Here is a 20,024-nt window from a genome sequence, read left to right on the forward strand (position 1 = left end):
ATGTATATGATCACATTCAAGTTGATCGGCTCCTGTGGATCAGTCACAGCCCCGAACGATGTCAGAGACCTGCTTACGGCCCACTTTGCTCCTGCGGACGGCATTGAGCACGTGACCGCAACGGGGGTTGCGGGGGGCGATCGCATCGATCTGGTTTTCTTCTCCCTCGCCAACTCGGAAGCCGAGGCCATGCTCACTGCTCGCGCAGCGTGTCTGCGCGCCCTTGAGCGCGCACCCGAGCTCATCGCCTGGCGTCTGTCGGACGGTGCTGCTGGCAACGGGCCGGGCATTCGCTGAGCACTCCGGTATTCCGTCAGGAAAGCCCCGGTCGATCGCCTGTCGAAATCAAGTGGACAGGTTCGGATCGAGCACCATGCGTTTTCACGTTCAACCGCCATAGCTGGTGAGGGCATGGCGCGGCGCCCGGGGAGATCTCCGCGTCATATGAAATGGGAGAAAATGTCTGCAACCCTTGGTCGGCGGCTTTGCCCTGCCGTGGCGACAACGCTCGGCTTGGCCATGGTGATGAGTGTCGCTTCGGTGTACACGCCGGTAGCCGCCGTTGCAGATGCGCTGCCGGTGAATGAGGGCGAGAAGGCGCTCAAAGCGGCAGCCGCATCGGGCAAGCCCGTCGAGGTGCTCGGTGAACGGACCGAGTCCACGACTACGTACGCGAATCCGGACGGCAAGTCTTTCCGTCTGGACACCTCGGCCGTCCCGGTCCGGGTCAAGGCGAAGGACGGCGTCGGCTGGGTCGCGCCCGACGCCACACTGGAGGTCCGCTCGGACGGCACGGTGGGCCCGAAGGCCGCCGGGGCCTCGGTCGGTTTCTCTGGCGGCGGCGATTCGAGCCTGGTCACCATCGAGCACGGCGGACGGTCGATGGCCCTGGGCTGGCAGCACGGCACGCTGCCCAAGCCGGTACTCGACGGTGAGAGCGCCGTCTACCAGGAGGTGCTGCCCGGGGTCGACCTGCGGATGACGGCGACCTTGAAGGGGTTCCGCGAGGTCCTTGTGGTCAAGACGCCGGAAGCGGCGAAGAACCCGAAGCTCCAACGCGTCGAGTTCGACCTCGAGGCGAAGGACGTCCGGCTCAACTCTGCCAAGGATGGCGGTCTGTCCGCCACGGACGCCAACGGCAAACCGGTGTTCAAGGCGCCCCCAGCTTTGATGTGGGACTCGAAGGGCGTGTCCACCGCGCCGGTCATGTCACCGAAAGAGAGGATGGCCGCAGCCAAAAGTGAGGACGGCCCGCTGCCCAAGGCGCCCGTCGGCGGGGATCCCGGCAGCCGTCCCGTCGACGGTCCGGCCCTCGGCTCCGGGGCGGCGAACATGCCCGTCCAGGTCGACGCTGACTCGCTGGCCGTCGTACCGGACTCCTCGCTGCTGCAGCAGAGCGACCCTGCGGCCTTCCCCCTGTACATCGACCCCTCCGTCGCCCTCGACGACGGGACCGAGCACACCGCGCTTCGCAACGATGGCGTCTCTTTCTGGAACTGGGACAACGGCAGCGACGGCCTGGGCAAGGGCATGGGCAAGTGCGGATCGTGGAACGGGTACTACTGCGGTCCGGGCTACGTACAGCGCCTGTACTTCGAGTTCTCGCCGAGCAAGCTGGTCGGCAAGGAAGTCCTGAACGCCCGCTTTCGCGTCACCGAGCCGTGGGCGTTCCAGTGCGACCTGCGCAACGTGTGGCTGGTCCGGATGGACGGGGAGATCGGCCCGTCGACGAACTGGGGCAACAAACCCAACTACGCCGACCTCATGGGAGACCGCTGGCTGTCGGCCGGCCGCGGCTCCGCATGCGATCCCAATTCGCCCGCAGCGCCGGTCGAATTCTCGGACAACCTCCCTGACGAGCCGGACGAGAACCTCACCCCCACTGTCCGCGACTTCGCCAACGGCCGGTACAACCGACTGAACCTGGAGCTGCGCGCGGAGGACGAGTCGGACACGGCCGCGTGGAAGCGTTTCCGCAACGACGCGGTCCTGTCCGTCGACTACATCGGCAAGCCCAACACCCCGATCTACGTCGGCCTGGTCACGGGTGCGGGGGAGATCTGCTCGAACGACCCGGCCAAGCCGTCGATCGTCTCCGACCCGACGCCGGCCATGACCGCGATCACCGAGACGGTGTGGGGCGGCGAGTCTGGCGCCCAGCTGCGGATCCTCATGCAGACCGAGAAGAAGGAGACCAACGGCACCTGGACCCCGGTCAAGGCCAACGCGGCCGACGCCGACTACGTCAGTCGGCCCTCCTCGGGATTCGTGGGGGACAACGTCAAGGTCACCAGTGACCCGCCCGCCACGCTGACGGACGGCGCCCAGTACCGCTTCCGGACCTGGACCCGGTCGTACGCGGACGGCAACGAACGAACCAGCGCTCCCAGTGCGGACTGCTACTTCAAGGTCGACTCCAGTGCCCCCAAGGCCCCGACGGTCGCCTTCGGAGCTCCGTACAGCCAGTGCACCAGCACCGCGTGCACGGCAGCTGGCAAGCCCGGCCAGGCGGGTCAGTTCACCTTCGCTCCGGCGAGCGGCGACACCGTCACGGCATTCCAGTACAAGCTGTCCACGGACACCACGTGGACTGAGATCGCCGGCTCGAACCCGACCGTCTCGATCACTCCGCCGCTGTCGGGGACGATGAAGCTGAGCGTGAAGGCCAAGGACGCCGTGGGCCGCTGGGGCGCGACGAAGATCGTCGACTTCGTGGTCAAGGAGGGCCCCAACCCGATCGGCTACTGGACCTTCGACGAGGCCTCCGGCCAGGCCATCGACACCTCGACCACCGACCCGGCGCTCAGGAACAACATGTACCTCGCCGCCGGAGCCCAGCGCCCCGCAACCGGCCGACGGGGCTGGGTGCAGACGCCCACCCCGCACGAGGACCGCGCGCTCCAGCTGACGAACGGCCAGTACGCGAACAGCGACAAGCCGGTGTTCGACACCCGTAGCTCCTTCACCGTGGCCAGCTGGGTCCGCCTGGACCGCACGGACGGCACCTTCTCCATGCTGGCCCAGGGCGGCAAGAACTTCAGCGGTGTCGCCATCACCGCCGCCGCCGGCCAGCCGTGGTCGATGCAGATGGCCACGGACGACACCGCGGGCGGAACCGGCGCAATCAAGAAGCTGAGCGGCCTGAACCCGGCGCAGGCCGGGGTGTGGACCCACGTTGCCGCCACATACAGCGAATCCACCGACCTCGCGAAGCTCTACGTCAACGGGCAGCTCCAGGGCCAGATGACCGTCACCAACCCCATCGCCTCCACCGGAGTCATGGGAATCGGCGCCGCCAAGCAGTCCGCCGCCTGGACAGAGCAGCTCCCGGGCCGGATCGACGAGGTCAAGGTCTGGCAGGACGAGAAGAGTGCCGTCGAGGTCAAGCAGGACTCCTCGCTCTTCGACCCGGCGACCGGCAAGCCCGCCGTCGACTTGGCCGGAGCCTGGGACCTCACCATGGCCGGCCCCGCCTTCGCCGACAAGTCCGGCAACGGCCGCGCCCTGACCGCGACCACCGGTACGCCCGTCACGGGCGGCGCCCTGGTCCTGAACGGCTCCACCCAGGCGGCCACCGTCGCGGGTCCGGTCGTCGACGACACGGGTTCGTTCACGGTGACGGCCGAGGCGAAGCTCGACAACACCGCCCTCCTCGCCAAGCCGAACGGTTACAAGGCCCAGGTCATCGGCCAGCGTACGGCCACCGGTTCCTCCTGGAGTCTGTGGTTCGAGAAGACCGGCATCCGCCAGGAGCCGGACGAGCAGGACCCGACCAAGATGCTGGACTTCGTCGAGGGCAGCTGGCACTTCGGCCGCCTGACGGCCGACGGCACCGGGACCTCGGTGGCCAGCGACAGCCCGGCCGCGCTCAACGCGGGCGTCCAGGTGACCGGTGTCCACAACGCTCAGGACGGCACCATCACCCTCTACGTGGGCGCGGCCGGCCAGGCCCAGCCCAAGGCCTACACGGCCAGCGCCGGCAGCGGCGAGCTCGCCGTGGGCAAGGGCTTCACCAACAGCGCCTGGGGCAACTTCCTGCCCGGCCAGATCAAGGACATGCGCCTGTGGTCCGGCGCAATGAAGGACGCCCAGCAGGTCACGGACACCGTCTTCGGCTCCGGTAGCTGACCCTCCGAACCACCCACTTCACGGACTTGCCGTGGCCGCCCCGAACTTGGGGCGGCCACGGCCCACCTGTACCCAAAACCCCAACCCATATGGAGTGTTCATGTCCAGCCGATCACCAGGCGGAGGAATCCGCCACCGGCTGCCATTGGCAGCCGCGCTAGCCCTGGCCCTCGCGGTCCCGGGGATCACCACCCCGATGGCGGAGGCCGCCGACCTCCCCGGCGCCCCGAAGATCGCCAAGCACAAGGACGCCAAGGTCCGGGCCGTCAACGCCCGGGGCGCCAAGGAGGCCCGGGAGCTCGTCGCCAAGAACCAAGCGGAGAACAAGGTCCAGGCCGACCGGGCCCGCGCCGAGGCCAAGGCCGACTGGCCGAAGGCCGCCACCCTGGAAGGCTCGCCCGCTGGCTCCCGCCCGCTGATCGACGTACGGTCCACGGCGCGGGCCAAGAGCCCGCTGCTGCGCCCGGCGGTGCCCAAGGGCCCGACCGCGCCCGCCGCCGCTCCGGACAGCGACGGTGGAAAGTCCACCGTCAAGGTCCTGGACCAGAAGGCGGCGGAGAAGGCCGGGATCACCGGCGTCCTGTTCACGGCAGCCAACACCGCTGGCGGACCTTCACAGTTGACCGTGAACTACGGGTCCTTCGCCTCCGCGGTCGGCGGTGGCTGGTCCACCCGCCTCGGGTTGGTCAGCCTGCCCGCGTGTGCGCTGACCACCCCCGAGAAGGCGGAGTGCCGCAAGACAACGCCCCTGCCCTCGGCGAACAGCATCAAGAACCAGACTGTGACCGCCGACGTCGCCTCACTCCCCGCCGGAACCTCCTCCGCGGCCAAGTCCAAGGCCCCGGCGCAGGCTCCGGCGGTCTTCGCGGTCATGGCCACGGACACCGCATCGCCCAAGGGCGCCGGCAACTTCGCGGCGACCCCGCTCGCCGCCTCCTCCACCTGGGGATCCGGAACCTCCAGCGGAGGCCTCACCTGGTCGTACACGCTGGCCGTCCCGCCCGCCGCGGCGGGGCCCGTGCCCGCGATGTCGTTCTCGTACAGCAGCGGTGCCATCGACGGCCGGACCGCGAACTCCAACAACCAGGGCTCCCAGGTCGGCGAAGGCTTCGACCTGACCTCCTCCCACATCGAGCGCAAGTACGGCTCCTGTGACGACGACGGCCAGACCGACAAGAACGACCTCTGCTGGAAGTACGAGAACGCCTCCCTCGTCCTGAACGGTAAGGCCAACGAGCTCGTCAAGGACGACACGACCGGCAAGTGGCACCTCAAGGGCGACGACGCCTCCCAGGTCACCTGGGGCACCGGTGCGGACAACGGTGACAACGACGGCGAGTACTGGAAGGTGGTCACCGGTGACGGCACGACCTACACCTTCGGCCTGAACAAGCTCCCGGGCGCCGGCTCCGAGCGCACCAACTCCACCTGGACCGTTCCCGTGTTCGGCGATGACTCCGGTGAGCCCGGCTATACGAAGGGTTCCACCTTCGCCGGCCGCTCCGAGACTCAGGCCTGGCGCTGGAACCTGGACCTGGTCCAGGACGTCCACGGCAACGCCGCCACCTACTGGTACGCGGACGAGACCAACAACTACGCGAAGAACGGCGACAAGACCAAGCTCGCCGCATACGACCGAGGCGGCACCCTCTCCGAGATCCGTTACGGCCAGCGCGCCGACACCCTCTTCTCGGGCAAGCCCTCGCACAAGGTCACCTTCGGCTACGGGGAGCGCTGCTTCGCGACGAACTGCGACAGCCTGACGAAGGACACCTCGGACAACTGGCCCGACGTCCCCTTCGACTCGATCTGCGCCGCCGACATCACCGACTGCAAGGCAACAGGTCCCGCCTTCTTCACGCGCAAGCGGATGACGAACGTGAAGACCTTCGCGTGGTCGACGGCGAAGGAGCCGGACGACTATGCGCTGATCGACACCTACGACCTGACGCAGGAGTACCTGGACGCGGGCGACCTCGGCGACACCAGTGACCAGACCCTGGTGCTGAAGTCGATCAAGCGCACCGGCAGCAACGGTGAGGCGGTCAAGGTCCCGCCGGTGGACTTCACCTACCACATGCGCCCGAACCGGGTGGACGTGGACGGGGACAATATCGTCCCGCTCAACCGTCCGCGCATCAATACGATCACGTCCGAGACGGGCGCGATCACCACCTTCACCCTCTCGGACCCGGAGTGCGTGCGCGGTTCGAAGATGCCGGTCGCGGAGGACGACAACTCGCTGTCCTGCTACCCGGTCTACTGGCCGATCAACGGCGGTGACCCCACGCTCGACTGGTTCCACAAGTACAACGTCACCGCGGTGACCGTCGCCGACCCGTCGGGCCAGAACGACCTCGTCGAGAACTCCTACGAGTACGCGAACCCGGCCTGGCACCACAATGACGACCCGCTGACCCCCGAAAAGGAGCGCACCTGGTCCGACTGGCGCGGCTACGGCAAAGTTACCGCCTACACCGGAGCCGTCGGCAAGACCCGGTCCAAGACGGTCAAGATCTTCATGCAGGGCATGCGCGGCGACACCCGCAAGGGGACGACCGACACCCGCACCACCACGGTCACGGCCCTCCCGGTCACCGGCCTGACCATCCCCGCCATCAACGACGACGACCAGTACTCCGGCTTCCAGCGCCAGGAGATCACCTACGACGTAGCCACCCCGGTCACCGTCTCGGTGACCGACCCCTGGAGCAAGCAGACCGCCAGCCAGCAGAAGTCGTACGCCAACACCAAGGCTCACTACGTCCGTACGGGGACCGCTTACACGCACACCTTCCTGACCGCCTCGAACACGTGGCGCACCACCCGCACCGACACCGGCTACGACGACATCTACGGGATGACCACCCAGGTCTCGGCCTCCGGTGACACGACCACGACCGGCGACGAGACCTGCACCCGTACCTGGTACGCGCGCAACGACGCCAAGGGCATCACCAACCGCACCTCACGCACCCGCACCGTCGGGGCCCTGTGCTCCGTCACCGACGACAAGCTGAGCCTCCCCGCCACCTCGGCGACCCGCGGCGACGTCCTGTCCGACACGGCCACTGTCTACGACGACCCGGCCGCCACCGGCTGGACCGCCAACCAGACCCCGACCCTGGGCCTGGCCACCTGGACCGGGCGCGCCCAGTCCTACCCGGCGGCCAGCGGCGCCGCCGACCGCAACCCGGCCGGCGCCGCCGGCTGGCAGACCGTCACGAAGACCACGTACGACACGGATGCGGCCAAGCTCGGCCGTCCGCTGACCAGCACCGACGCGGCCGGCAGCACGACCACGACCAGCTACGCGCCCGCCGCGGCCGGCCCGCTGCAAGTGACGGTGAAGACCGCGCCGAAGCTCGCGTCCAATGGTCAGCAGCACAAGTCGTACGCCTACACGGACCTGCGCGGCTCGATCGTCCGGTCCATCGACGCGAACATGGGCTCGACCTACAACACCTACGACGGCCTCGGCCGCCTCACGGCAACCTGGCTGCCCAACCGCGGCCAGTCCCAGACCCCGAACGTCAAGTACGACTACCTGCTGGAACGCGGCAAGCAGCCGTGGACCTCGGTCGGCACCCTCGCCGCCGACGGGAGCTACAAGACCGTCTACACGATCGCGGACGCACTGCTCCGCCCGCTGCAGACGCAGACCCCGTCGCCGAACGGCGGCCGGATCCTGACCGACACCCGCTACGACTCCCGCGGCCTGGCCTACGAGTCGTACGCCGACATCTGGGACAAGGACAAGGCGCCCGAGGGCGTCTATGCCCGGGCCGAGTACGGCAGCACCCCGAACCAGACCGCGACCGTCTTCGACGGCCTCGGCCGCGCCGTCACGAGCACCCTGCTCGTGTACGGGGTGCAGAGGCAGTCCACGACCACCACCTACACCGGTGACTCCACCGCCAGCACGGCCGTCCAGGGCGGCAACGCGACCCGCACCATCACCGACGCGCTGGGCCGCACCACGGAGACCCGCACTTACGACGGGACCACCCCCAACGACCCCGCGTACAGCGGCACTTCGCCGGGCACGCCGTACACCAGCGTGAGCCAGACCTACACCGTCGACGGCAAGCAGGCCGCGGTCACCGGCCCCGACGACGCGAAGTGGACGTACGTCTACGACCTCTTCGGCCGGACCGTGACCACGACCGACCCCGACAAGGGCAAGGTCACCACGACCTACACGGCCCTGGACCAGATCGCGACGTCCAAGGACGCACGGAACACGGTCCTGGAGTACGGCTACGACGAACTGGGCCGCAAGACGGGCCTGTGGAAGTCGCCGAAGTCCGACGCCAACAAGCTCGCGGCGTGGACCTTCGACACGCTCCGCAAGGGTGCCGGCACTGATTCCATCCGCTACGAGGGCGGTCTGACGGGCAAGGCGTACACCAAGTCCGTTACCGCCTACGACACCCTGGGCCGTCCCGCGACGACCCGCCTGACCCTGCCCTCCGACGACCCGCTCGTCACCTCCGGCGCCATCGCCGCCAGCACCGACACCACGGTCAACTACCGGCTCGACGGCACGCTAAGCTCCACCTCCACGCCGGCGGCCGCAGGGCTGCCGTCGGAGATCACCCAGCTGAACTACAACGAATTCGGTCTGCCGAAGGGCTTTTCGGGGCTGACCGACTACGTGCAGAACGTCGCGTACTCCCCGCTGGGCGACATCGACCAGCTCACCCTGGCCCGTTCCGCCGCCGCCGGTGTGCGCAAGACGTTCATCGGCAACATCTACGAGGAGGGCACCCGCCGTCTGCTGAAGTCCACGGTCAACGACCAGACCCACAACGGCATGCTCCAGGAACTCACCTACAACTACGACCAGGCCGGCAACGTCCTGTCGATCTTCGGCTCGGCCCCGCTCAGCGGCTTCACCAAGGCCGACAACCAGTGCTTCACCCACGACGCCCAGCGCCGCATGACCGAAGCCTGGACCCCGAAGACCGCCGACTGTGCTCCGGCCGGGCGCACCGCCGCCAACCTCGACGGCGCCGCCCCCTACTGGAACAGCTACACCTACACCGCGTCCGGCCAGCGGGCCACGGAAAGGATCAACACCGGGACCCCGAGCACCCGTACCTACTGCTACGACCCGGCACGCCCGCACGCACTGGCGGCCACCACCACCGGCGCCACCTGCACCGGCCTCACCCCCCAGTACACCTACGACGCCACCGGCAACACCACCAAGCGCACCGAAACCCCCGGCAGCCCGACCTCCCAGACCCTGAACTGGGGCGCGGAAGGCAAGCTCACCAAGACCACGGAGGGCGCCACCGCCACTGACTACGTCTACGACGCCGAAGGCGAACTCCTGATCCGCCGCGACCCGGCCGGCGAGACCGTCCTGTACGCGGGCCTCAACGAGGTCCACCTCAAGGGCACCAAGAAGTGGGCCACCCGCTCCTACACGATCGCGGGAACCAAGGTCGCGATCCTGACCAACGAATCCGGCACCGCCAAGCTCTCGTTCGTGGCCGGCGACGCCCACGGCACCTCGTCCCTGACCATCTCGGCCGACGACACGCAGACGGTGTCCAAGCGCTACACCACCCCGTTCGGCTCCGCACGCGGACCCGCCGCGGCCAACTGGCCCGACGACAAGCGGTTCCTGGGCAAGCCCGAAGACACCAACACGGGCCTGACCCACGTCGGCGCACGCGAATACGACGCGGCCCTCGGCCAGTTCCTCAGTGTCGACCCCGTACTGAGCCTCGATCAGCACCAGTCCCTCAACGGCTACTCCTACGCGAACAACAGCCCGGTCACCAACAGCGACCCGACGGGCCTCGAGAGCTGCGGCAGCTACGGCTACTGCGGTGGCGGCGGCTGGACCAACGGCAAGCACATCGAGGACATGCCGAAGGACGAGGGCGACGGCGGAGGCGGCGGAGGCGGCGGCGGAGGCGGCGGCTGGGGCGGCGGCGGAGGCGGCGGCGGCCGAGGAGGCGGCGGAAGCGGCGGCGGAGGCGGAAGCTGGAGCGGCACCTCGTTCGGTCGCGGCGACATCTTCAACCCCATGCCCTTGGGGTGGAACCCGGCCCTCGCCCCCCTGTTCGCGACTCCCCGGGAAAGGTTCGGGATCGTGGACGAAGGCGGTCCGTACAATAGCTGGGAGAGTTCTCGGGGCTTGTTCTTCGGATGGCTCTGGGGTGGCGGTTACCCGCTCGGACCCAGCCAGAAGTTCAAGGGCGGAGACACTTTCACCAGAATTCTGGCCGCAGACGACACCATTGCGGAAACCCGTTCCAACCTGCTGGGACAAGCCCTGAAGAGCGGAATGGACGCACCCAACGCAAAAGATACCCTGAATTTCGGATACAAGGACAGGGGGCCGGAACCGGGGAGCCCGTGGTACAAGGCCAACACGGTACGCGGGATCTACAATGATATCGCCAGCGTGTTGACCAATGGCACGCTCGGTCACGCCAACAGTGCCGACGCATACCTTGGAACCTATTCCGGGACCGCCCGCATCACCAGCGTGGACAAAAAGAAGGGCGACGTGCGAATCCAGTTCACCGTTCACAACCAGAGCGACTGGAACTCCGCCACACACGCGATCCCCAGATCTTGGAATCCCTTCTTCACCGAGACCTTCGGCGCCGCCACTACGCAGGACTTCTCGTGGCAGGAGAGAATCCCGCTCAACATGTGCGGATGTTCCCTAAGGTAGAAGCTCACTCACATCGCCAACTCAGAAGACTGTGGAGATCACATGCGCGGCCGTCGACTATTCCTCCTGGCATTCGTTCTGCTTCTCTCGGCGTGCGGCGGTTCAGGAGAGAGCAAAGGCACGGCGGAGGCGGGCGACATCGAAGGGGACTGGTCAACTGCAGCCGGCGTCCACCTGTCTTTTGCGGCGGACCACACCTTCACCTCGCAGGGACTGAAGTTCGACCCTTCGCTCGTGAAGGGCTGCCCCACCGGAACGGGGCGCGGGAGCTGGGGCTTCTATGTGGACAAGGGGGCCCCGGGCGGGTTCGTGGCGATGTCAAAGGAAGCAACGGCCGGCGATACGATCGGAGTGAATTTCACCGAAATCTCCCAAGGTGACTGCAGCATCATGCTGAGCGTGCTCAAGAGCGGAGAACTCTGCGTCTCGGTAGACTTCGATGAAGTCTGCACTTTCAGCGACCGGTTCATGCGGACCAAGGAAACAACGACTCCGTAAGTCGAGTTGGCATTTCGTGATGGCCCGTCGGTTCATCCGGCGGGCCATTTCGGCCGTTCAGAGTTCGACGAGCATGACGTCGGCGGCCCTGCGGCTGGTCCAGATGTCGGAGCCGTCCGCGAGGTCGAGGTCCGCGGTGGCCTGCGGGGTGATCTCGGCGAGCAGGTCGGGCGTCCGCTCGGACGTGATCAGGATCCGCAGGCGGCTGCCCACGACGGTGATCTCGCGCTCTGGCCCTGGAGGCTCATCGACTCGACGGCGAACAGCTGCGCCGCCCGACCCCGGGCGACGACGACCAGGTGGTGGGGCCGTTTTCCTGGCTGGTCTCGCTGTCTTTGCGGCGTGACCACACTTCAAGTAGGCGCGTTGGTGGCCACCGTCATGCCCCTGATGAAGATCGCGTCTTGACTGGAGGGCGCAAATCTGAGCGGCTCGGTGCCGGCCCCCGGACATCCCTGGGAGGGCGCCACGTTCGCCGCGACCTGGGGGTCCCGTGACGTCCTGGACGTGCGCCTGGTCCGCCCCGACCTGGTGGCCGAGATCAGCGCCGACCGGGCCGTGGACCGGGGCGCGGTGTGGCGGCACCCGCTCCGCTTCCGGCGGCTACGCCTGGACGTGGCCGTGGGGGCGTTCCTTGGTTCGGGGAGGGGCCGGCCGCCGCAGCCGGCTGACCGCGCCCTCTTGGTTTGGCTGCGCGCGGACGGCTTCGAGGTCCGTGATCAGGATGCTGCCCGGCTCTCCTGCTCGCCGACGCGCCGTTCGTGCGCCACCGTGTCAACGTGCTCGGCCGGTACTCCGTCCGGCCGCCGGAGCTGCCGGGCGACCTGCGGCCCCTGCGTGATCCGAACGTAGACGAGGCAAGGTGAGCGCCGCTGGCACGCCGGGGCACCGACGTGCACCCGCAGTTCGACCACCGCCAGATCGTGGCGTGGCTGCTGGCCCATGACAAGATCGAAATCCCCACGGGACCCACGGTGCCGCTCGCAGACACCGGGGGCGCCACGCACCGGTTCCGGCTCGATGACCCGTGGCTCACCCTGGCCGACGACGCCGAGGGGGAGGACGAGTTGTCCGGCTGGTCCACCGACGCGGATGCTGATCGTCTACCCGCCCGACGAGCAGGGCGGGCGCCGGGTGCGCTACGACGGCCTCGCCATCGGCGTTGCACACCCGGCCGGCCGACATCCGGGTCTTCCTCGCGGCCGCCGGGCTGGAGAACGCCGAGGACGTGGACCTCACCGACTCCGACTGCGTGGAGTGGCGAGGCGCCGGCCCGGAGGCCCTCCCGCTGATCTCTGCGAGGTTGCACCGGGAGTGGGCATCTTCTGACCACGTGGCGCAGGTGGCCAGGATCGGAATCCCCTGAGAGGGCGAGCGTGGCGGCGACCTAGCGGGCCGGCGTCAACCGAGCTTGGATACCTGGTAGTGGCTGATGTACCAGCGGTCGGCCGCCTGCTTGACCACCAGGCTCAGGTTCACCGTGAGCGTCGGCCGGTCGGTGAACGAGAAGTCGACACTCGTGTAGCCGAGCACCACACCGTCGACCAGCTGCCTGGTTTCGAGGATCCGGTAGTCGGCGGTCATCCCGAGCGGCTGGGAGCCGTAGTAGTCGGCGATGCCGCGGCGACCGACGGTGTACGGATGGAGGCCCTGGAAGATCGCGTCCTCGGCGAAGCAGGAGGCGGCCCGCTCGGGCTGGTGCGCATCGACGGCCGCCTTCCACTCGTCGAGGACGCGACGAAGGATCTTCCCGTTGTCCGCTGTGCTGCTCGTCGGAGTCGTGGCGCCGCCAGCGTGGCCGGGGTCGCTCGGGTGGGGCGAGAGCGGGGTGACCTCGTCGGTGCGCCAGATACGCAGCGGCATGGAGGCCAGGACCTCCTCGAGCCGACCGCCGTCGGCAGCGGCGAAGAGCCCGAGAGTGCGCCACTCGCCCGGTCGCAGGGGAGGGCGCCACTGGCGGAGCAGGTGTCCCTGCGTCGCGAGCTCACGCGCCCGTGCGGCCTCGCGAGCGCGGATGTCCTCGACAGCCTGCTCCGGGGTCCCGTCCGGGACGTGGGTGGTCATCGTGACGAGGAATTCCATGATCGCCTCTTTCGGGGAGCTGGCCGTACGGGAGCCCGCCGTGCGGTTGGCCGACGCGCCTCTACCCAGTCTGCTTCAGCCAGATCGGGCGGTCCTGACGAGCAAGCCCCCAGACGGCCTCGTCAGCTCGGCAGGGGCCAGTGTCCAGGGCCCGTCCTCGCGCTCCCATGCGCCGCTGGTAACGGCGGGGTGTGAAGCGGAGCGCTGGTTGGCCACTGGGTTCGCGCGCTGTACAGCTCAGAGGATCAAGAGTCCCAGCGGAGTGGGGAATTCTTTGAGCGGGCGCGGCGACCAGGAGTCGTGCGGAGGGAAAGGATCCGGCTGTAGGAGACGGCAGCCAGGGCGGCGGCTGTCAGGGTGACCGCGCCTGCGGTCAGAGCCGTGGCGGTGAGGCCGTCGATGAAGGCATGCCGGGCTGCCAAGTTGGTTGAGGGGAGTGCGGTAGTCGGGGTGACTCCGGGTGGCGGAGTGCCGAGGTGGTTGGTGATGACGGTGGTGAGGACTGAGCCTTGGACGGCGACGCCGAGGGCGGCGCCGATCTGGCGGGTGGCGTCGTTTACTGCCGAGCCCAGACCGGCTTGGGCGGGTGGGACTGCACCCATGACGGCTTCCGTTCCGCAGGCCGCGACCAGACCGGCGCCGAGGCCGCCGATGAGTTGGAAGATCGCCAGGTGGCCGTACCCGGACGTCGCCCGGGTGTCGGCCAGGACGGCGAAGGCCGCGGTGACCAGGGCGAGTCCGGCCACGATCGGGGGACGGCAACCGTGACGGGCCAGCAACGGCAGTGCGGCCGCCGAGCCCACGGCGAGGGCTGCGGCCATGGGCAGGGTCCGCACGCCCGCCTCCAGAGGGGTGAAACGCAGGACGCCTTGCAGGTAGAGCGTGTTGACGAACAGCGCGCCGTAGAGGGCGAAGGAGAGCAGCGCCAGGGAGGTGGAGCCGCGTAGCACGCCGGGCCGGCGCAGCAGCGACCGTGGCAGCATCGCGCGCTCTGCACGGCGGCTTTGGTGGGCGGTAAAGGCGCTCAGGAGGGCGGCGGCCGTGGCGAACGCGGTCAGCACCGATGTGCTTGTCCATCCCTTCACCGGGCTTTCGATCACTGCCCAGACAAGGATCAGCAGACCGCACGCCGACAGGAGCGCGCCCACGACGTCGACCCGTTCCCCGCTCCCGGTTGCACGGCTTTGCGGAACCACACGCAGGGCCAGGACCAGGGCCAGGGCCACCAGTGGGACGTTTCACCCAGAATCCCGCGCGCCAGGACCACCGTTGGACCAGCATCCCTCCGATGACCGGCCCCATCATGCCGCCCAGGCCGAGCGTGGCCGCCCACAGGGCGATGGCCCGGCGCCGAAGGGCGGCTTCGGGGAAGAGGTTGCTGATGATCGACAGAGTGGCGGGCATCAGCAGTGCCGCTCCCGCCCCCATGCCGCAGCGGGCAGCGATCACAGGTCCCGGCGTCGGGGAGAGTGCTCCGAGTACCGAGGCCGCGCCGCACACCGCCAAGCCACAGATGAACGCGCGGCGGCGGCCAATCCGGTCCGTGGCGGCACCGGAGGTCAGCACGGTGCCGCCGAGGACCAGGGCGTACGCGTCGACGATCCACTGCACCTGGGCCATCGAGGGTCGCAGCTCGCGTTGCAGGTCGGGGACGGCGACGTTGAGGATGGTCAGATCCATGCCCAGGAGGAACAGGCCCAGGCAGACGACTGCGGGGGCCGCCCAGCGCTCGCGGGCCCGGCCCGGGTGGCCGTGGCGCCGGTCGTCACTGATCACCGGACCGCCATCTGCAGGTCCTTGGTCAGCTGCCGCACCAGGGCTGGTGCGTTTTCCTGCGGGTAGGTGTGACGGCCGGGGGAAAGACAGGGAGTGGCGGGGCCGGTGAACAGGTCGTTCCAGCCCTCCAGCTGGTCCGGCGGGACGAGGGGGTCCGCGGCGCCTCCGTACAGGGCCAGGTGGGTGTCCAAAGGCGGTTCCTCGTGGTGGCGCTGGTGCAGGCAGAGGACCATGTCGGCGAGATGTGGGGTGAGCAGGTGGGCGACCGTGTCCGGGTCCTTGAGCAGTTCGTCGGGGACAGGCCCCACCAGGTCGGAGAAGGCGCCGAGGCCCGACTTGAGCAGACCGGCCACGAGGCGGGTGACGGCTCCTCGGTGAGGTGCGGGCAGCGCGGACAGCGCGACCAGTACGGGCTGTACCCGCCCTGTGCGGCGCAGGCGACGGGCGGTCTCGTAGGCGAAGAGGGCGCCGAGGCTGTGTCCGAAGAGGGCGAACGGCCGCCGGTCGGCGGGGTTGTCGATGAGGGTGGCGAGTGCGTTGGTAAGGGCGCGGGGATCGGTCGTCGACGGTTCGTCTCGGCGGCTGCCGCGGCCGGGAAGGGCGATGGCGTATGCCTGGACGGTGGGCGGCAGTAGATCGGCCCAGGGCAGGTAGAACTCGGGGCCGGCGCCGCCGGGCGGCAGGCAGTACAGGCGTACGGCCGCGTCGGGGTGGTGGGCGAGGGGGAGGAGTGCGGGCATGGCGGGAGTCCTTAGCGGCGGGTTGTTTGAAGGCGGCCGAGGACGCGTTGGGCGAGCGCGGGGAGGTTCGGTGCGCCCATCAGTTCCAGGGTGGACAGGTCGCATCCGAGCCGTTGCTGGAGCAGGGTGGTGAGTTCGACGGCCAGCAGGGAGTCCATTCCCAGCTGGTCCAGGCGCCGAGCTGCTCCGGTCACTGGACCAGGCAGCGGCCGAAGTCGCGGCCTCATGACAACGATCTCCCCCTCGGCCGGCTCGTTGACCCTGCTGGGCCGCCAGCCGAGCCGGTAGCGCAGGCCAGGGTCGTCGAGAGTGAGGGTGTACGGGCCCGTGGCGGCCAGCGGCTGCGGGGTGTAAGGACGCACCCTCGTCACGAAACGCCCCTCCGCGGTGAGCAGCACCTCGTCGTCCGTCGAGCGGGCCGCCAGTTCCGCGGCGAGGCGGTGCTCGGCGCCCGGGGCGAGGGCGATCCGCCGTACGGTCAGGCGTGGCTGTTCGTTGGCGAGACTGCGTGCGGCTCCCCATAGGGCCGCTCCCGCCAGGGGCGGAGCGGCGTCGGCTCTGCACACGACGAGCCAGAGGGTGACCTCGCTTTCCTCGGCGGCGTGCCGGGTCGCGGTGGCGAGGGCACGCAGCGCGGCGCAGTCCCGCACAGCGCTCTCGATGGCATCGCACGCATCACCCCCGCCGCTGAGCAGGACCACCTCGTCGGTGTGGGCGAGGAGGTCGGCCCAGTGCTTGGGGTCCTCGCTCGCGGGCCGGCCCTTCGAGCCCAGTGCCGCGGCGGCAGCTGCGGCCAAGGGGCCGTCGGCCACGTGGGCGATCACCCGACGCGGCTCGGCGGGCGTCGGGAGCGGGTCGGCCGGGCGGGGCAGGCGCGCGGAGAGGATGACCGAGTGGTCTTCGTACGTAGGCTCGGTGGCTTCGCCGGGCTGGATGGTTCCCGTGTACCCGCATTCGTGGAGCACCGTGGGCCATGTCTCGCGTGCCAGCAGCGGTCCCTGGGGCCGCAGCTCGCTGTCCTCGGCGCTCCAGTAGGAGTCCAGCAGCCCGAAGATGGGGTCCAGCAGAGCACGGTTGTGGATTTCGACCGCGAGCAGCTGCCCGCCGTCGGCCAGCAGGTCGCCGATCCGGTGCAGGGTGTCTTTGACGTTCCGCGTGGCGTGCAGCACGTTCGCGGCGACGACGAGGTCATACGATGCGGGGGTGAAATCCTGGACGAGGGGATCCGCGTTGAGGTCGAAGCAGCGGTAGTCGACGAAGTCGTAGGCGGCGAATCGCTCCTGGGCCGCCGGGAAGAACGCGGACGACACGTCGGTGTAGGTGTACTGGGTGCGCTCGGGCGGCAGGCAGGCAAGCAGAGCGGACGTGAATCCGCCGGTGCCGGCGCCGACCTCGAGGACGCGCAGCGGCCGCCCGTCGGGCCTGGCAGCCAGGGACGCCGTCATCAGATGCCGGGCGATCTTGTACAGATGACGAATCGTGGGCGTGCTGTCGTAGAAGCGCGCGGCCAGGGCGTCGGGCTCGGCGAACAGCAGCGTGAGTGGATCGGTGTGGCCGCGCAGCACGTCCGCGAGGTGCAGCCCGCAGACGCCGTAGGCATGCAGGGTCGTGCCCTCGGTGGGATTTTCCAGCAGTGCTTCCCGAAAGAAGCGGTGCGGTTGCGGTTCCTCGGCGATGTACCAGCGGCCTGCCCCCACAGCAGTGAGGATGCCTTGGCGTACGGCGTCGGCGAGGAGGTGAGACAGCAGCTTGCGGTGCCGTGGTTCGACGCCTGCCGCGAACAGGTCTGCCATGGTGAAGTCAGCTGCGTCGGGAATCAATTTGCGTACGGCTGCGACCGTCATGTGAGCGGTCAGCCTCAGCCTTTGCGCCGTGAAACGGTGGTGGGGGAGTAGCCGCCACTGCCGGTCGGCCTCTGCCAGCTGTGGAGCACTGGCGGCGAGCGTCTCGGCGGGCGTCGGCCAAGGGGATGCGGTGAGACTCGCCGGGAGTGCGGCGGCTCGCTGGACCTCGGTCAGCTGCTGGGGCGCAGGCGCGCGGGAGGCGTCGTAGCGGCGCAGCCGGCAGCCATGTGCTTCGAGGACGACGGTGCCGTCGTCCGCCATGACGGTCAGGTCCCAGACCACCTCGCGGGCGGTGCGCATGCGGAGCTGGACGTGGATGAGGCCGGTGGCTGGCAGAGGTTCCCAGCAGCGGACGGTGTCGATGCCGGCGGGCAGGAAAGCGACCGCCTCGCCGCTGGCATCCGCGAGCAACGGCAGTCCCGCCTGGAGCGCGCCGTCGAGGACGGTCGGGTGGGCGAGGTGGCCTCCGGTGCCCTCGATGGCGGCTGTGAACTGGGCCAGCGCTTCGCTGCCGTCGGTGCGCAGGGCGGTCAGCGTACGGAAGGCGGGGCCGTAGGGCAGCCCGGCGCGGGCGCAGAGCGCGTAGTGGTCGGCCGCGTCGATCGTGCGGGGCAGGCGGGCGCGCAGGGCTGCCAGGTCGACGGCGGCCGGCCGGTCGCGCAGCAGCTTGCGTACCTTCCCGCGTGCGTGCTCGGTCCAGGTCTCGCTGCCCGGTTCCCGGCTGGAGACGGTGAAGCTGCCGTCGGGATCCAAAGCGGTGTGGACGTGCACGGTCCGGTCGGTGTCCAGGGCAGGCAGATCCAGGGCTCGGCCGATCGCCAGGCGGCTCAGCTCGGCGGGCGCGTCATGGGCGGCCTGCCCGCAGGTCAGGGCCATGTCCACGTAACCGGCCGCCGGCATCACCACGGTCTCGCCGACCCGGTGGTCGGCCAACCACAGCGGCGCCCCCGGAAGGAGTTCCTGCTGCCATGCGGGCCGTGGCCCGGACAGCCGCACTCCGAGCAGGGCATGCGCCGCCTGTTGCTGCCCGGACGTTCCCTCCTCCCCGTGCGGGCCTTCCTCCCACCACTGCGGACTGCCGTTCCAGTGCCGCTCGCGCTGCCACGGGTACGCGGGCAGGTCCGCCACCCGGCCCGGGCGCGGAAAAGAGACGTCCCAGTCCGTCTCGGCCCCGCACGCCAGCAGCTCCACCGTAGCGGTGTCCAGCGCACCGGGTCCCGACCCGGTGCGGGTGAGGGTGGGGACGACGGCTACCTGGCGCGGCCCGTTCGCCGTGGTGCGCCGCAGATAGGCGCCGAGCACGGGGTGCGGGCCGAGTTCCAGCAGAACGTCGCAGCCCGCCTCGTCGACGAGGACGCCTGTCGCGTCCGCGAACCGTACCGGCTCACGGACGTTGCGCCACCAGTACGCGGCATCGAGGTCCCGGCCGTCGGAGATGCGTCCGGTGACCGTGGAGACCAACGGAATGCGGGCGGATTGCGGGGCCAGTCCCGCCAGTGCGTCCGCGAGGGGACGGCGCAACTCGTCCATGGCCGTGCTGTGGAAGGCGTAGTCGAGCCCGAGGTCGCGGAAGAACACGCCGCGCTCGTCCAGCAGTTCACCCAAGGCCGCGAGCGCCTCGGCGTCCCCGGCGACCGTCACATCCCGGCCGCTGTTGATTCCCGCGACGACCAGCCGCCCCGTACATCCGGCCTCTGCGATCAGCTTCCCGGCGTCCTCGTCGGCGAGCCCGACGGCCGCCATTCGCCCGGAGCCGGCCGTGGTGCCCTGAGCTCGGCTGCGGGCGGCGATGACCTGGCAGGCGCTCGCCCGGTCCAGCGCTCCCGCACAGTAGGCGGCCGCGACCTCGCCGACACTGTGGCCGCAGATCGCGGTAGGCGCGAACCCACGCGCGGCCAGGGCCGCGACCAGGCCGGCCTGGACCGCGAACAGCATCGGCTGCGCGATCTCGGTGCGCTGCCACGATGCCGGATCCCGTGGCGCGGCCATCTCCTCTCGAACCGACCAGCCGAGCAACGGCCGCAACACGCCGTCGACGGCGTCGACCTCGGCCGTGAAGTGATCGTCGGTGCCGAGGAGCTCCGCCCCCATACCGACCCACTGCGCCCCGTTGCCGCTGAAGACGAAGCCGACGCGGCCGTGCTCCACCGCGGTGGCGCGGGCCGCGCCCGGCGCGGGGTCGCCATCTGCCATGCGGCGCAGCGTACGGGCGGCCTCGTCTGGGTCTGTCGCCAGCAACGCGATCCGGTGCTCGTA

At 69.3% G+C, this 20,024-nt stretch carries 10 protein-coding genes and 3 pseudogenes; 6 read left to right on the top strand and 7 right to left on the bottom strand.

Features of this window, described 5'->3' with window-relative positions:
- The 4 genes from OG861_RS32080 (at position 1) to OG861_RS32095 (ending at position 11,326) form a co-directional block, all read left to right on the top strand.
- On the top strand, positions 1-297 hold the full coding sequence (locus tag OG861_RS32080; protein WP_329191507.1) for a hypothetical protein: 297 nt from the start codon (positions 1-3) through the stop codon (positions 295-297).
- Positions 298-579: 282 nt separating this feature from the next.
- Positions 580-4,128: a LamG domain-containing protein gene (locus tag OG861_RS32085; RefSeq protein ID WP_330261940.1), complete on the top strand. Its 3,549-nt coding sequence runs from the start codon at positions 580-582 to the stop codon at positions 4,126-4,128.
- Positions 4,129-4,228: 100 nt separating this feature from the next.
- On the top strand, positions 4,229-10,828 hold the full coding sequence (locus tag OG861_RS32090) for an RHS repeat domain-containing protein (RefSeq protein ID WP_329191503.1): 6,600 nt from the start codon (positions 4,229-4,231) through the stop codon (positions 10,826-10,828).
- A 42-nt stretch (positions 10,829-10,870) separates the two neighbouring features.
- Positions 10,871-11,326, top strand: coding sequence for a hypothetical protein (locus tag OG861_RS32095; RefSeq protein ID WP_329191501.1), 456 nt, complete (start codon positions 10,871-10,873; stop codon positions 11,324-11,326).
- A 57-nt stretch (positions 11,327-11,383) separates the two neighbouring features.
- Here OG861_RS32095 and OG861_RS32100 read toward each other — a convergent pair whose 3' ends face one another.
- A complete protein-coding gene (locus OG861_RS32100) occupies positions 11,384-11,539 on the bottom strand; it encodes a hypothetical protein (protein WP_329191499.1) in 156 nt (51 codons plus the stop codon).
- A 462-nt stretch (positions 11,540-12,001) separates the two neighbouring features.
- Here OG861_RS32100 and OG861_RS34390 point away from each other — a divergent pair.
- Positions 12,002-12,192 (top strand): annotated as a pseudogene (locus OG861_RS34390) (hypothetical protein); the annotation flags it as partial.
- A 296-nt stretch (positions 12,193-12,488) separates the two neighbouring features.
- Entirely contained in the window at positions 12,489-12,692 is a 204-nt protein-coding gene (locus OG861_RS32110; protein WP_329191495.1) for a hypothetical protein, read from the top strand.
- Between the two features lie 35 nt (positions 12,693-12,727).
- Here the strand turns inward: OG861_RS32110 and OG861_RS32115 are convergent, their stop codons facing one another.
- From OG861_RS32115 to OG861_RS32140, 6 genes and pseudogenes are all read right to left on the bottom strand, one after another.
- Entirely contained in the window at positions 12,728-13,072 is a 345-nt protein-coding gene (locus OG861_RS32115) for a YybH family protein (RefSeq protein ID WP_329201922.1), read from the bottom strand.
- Positions 13,073-13,141: 69 nt separating this feature from the next.
- Positions 13,142-13,408: pseudogene (locus tag OG861_RS32120) on the bottom strand (muconolactone Delta-isomerase family protein); the annotation flags it as partial.
- Between the two features lie 245 nt (positions 13,409-13,653).
- On the bottom strand, positions 13,654-14,634 hold the full coding sequence (locus OG861_RS32125; RefSeq protein WP_329375219.1) for an MFS transporter: 981 nt from the start codon (positions 14,632-14,634) through the stop codon (positions 13,654-13,656).
- A gap of 73 nt (positions 14,635-14,707) precedes the next feature.
- Positions 14,708-15,088: pseudogene (locus tag OG861_RS32130) on the bottom strand (MFS transporter); the annotation flags it as partial.
- A gap of 92 nt (positions 15,089-15,180) precedes the next feature.
- Entirely contained in the window at positions 15,181-15,924 is a 744-nt protein-coding gene (locus tag OG861_RS32135; RefSeq protein ID WP_329191491.1) for a thioesterase II family protein, read from the bottom strand.
- Between the two features lie 11 nt (positions 15,925-15,935).
- A complete protein-coding gene (locus tag OG861_RS32140) occupies positions 15,936-19,961 on the bottom strand; it encodes an acyltransferase domain-containing protein (protein ID WP_329191489.1) in 4,026 nt (1,341 codons plus the stop codon).
- Between the last annotated feature and the right edge of the window lie 63 nt (positions 19,962-20,024).

Source organism: Streptomyces sp. NBC_00539, assembly GCF_036346105.1.
GTDB lineage: Bacteria > Actinomycetota > Actinomycetes > Streptomycetales > Streptomycetaceae > Streptomyces.

Excerpts from the sequence above, each read along its gene's own strand:
- OG861_RS32140 (WP_329191489.1), bottom strand. The coding sequence starts at position 19,961 with ATGGCAGATGGCGACCCCGCGCCGGGCGCGGCCCGCGCCACCGCGGTG.
- OG861_RS32095 (WP_329191501.1), top strand. The coding sequence starts at position 10,871 with ATGCGCGGCCGTCGACTATTCCTCCTGGCATTCGTTCTGCTTCTCTCG.
- OG861_RS32080 (WP_329191507.1), top strand. The coding sequence starts at position 1 with ATGTATATGATCACATTCAAGTTGATCGGCTCCTGTGGATCAGTCACA.
- OG861_RS32135 (WP_329191491.1), bottom strand. The coding sequence starts at position 15,924 with ATGCCCGCACTCCTCCCCCTCGCCCACCACCCCGACGCGGCCGTACGC.
- OG861_RS32090 (WP_329191503.1), top strand. The coding sequence starts at position 4,229 with ATGTCCAGCCGATCACCAGGCGGAGGAATCCGCCACCGGCTGCCATTG.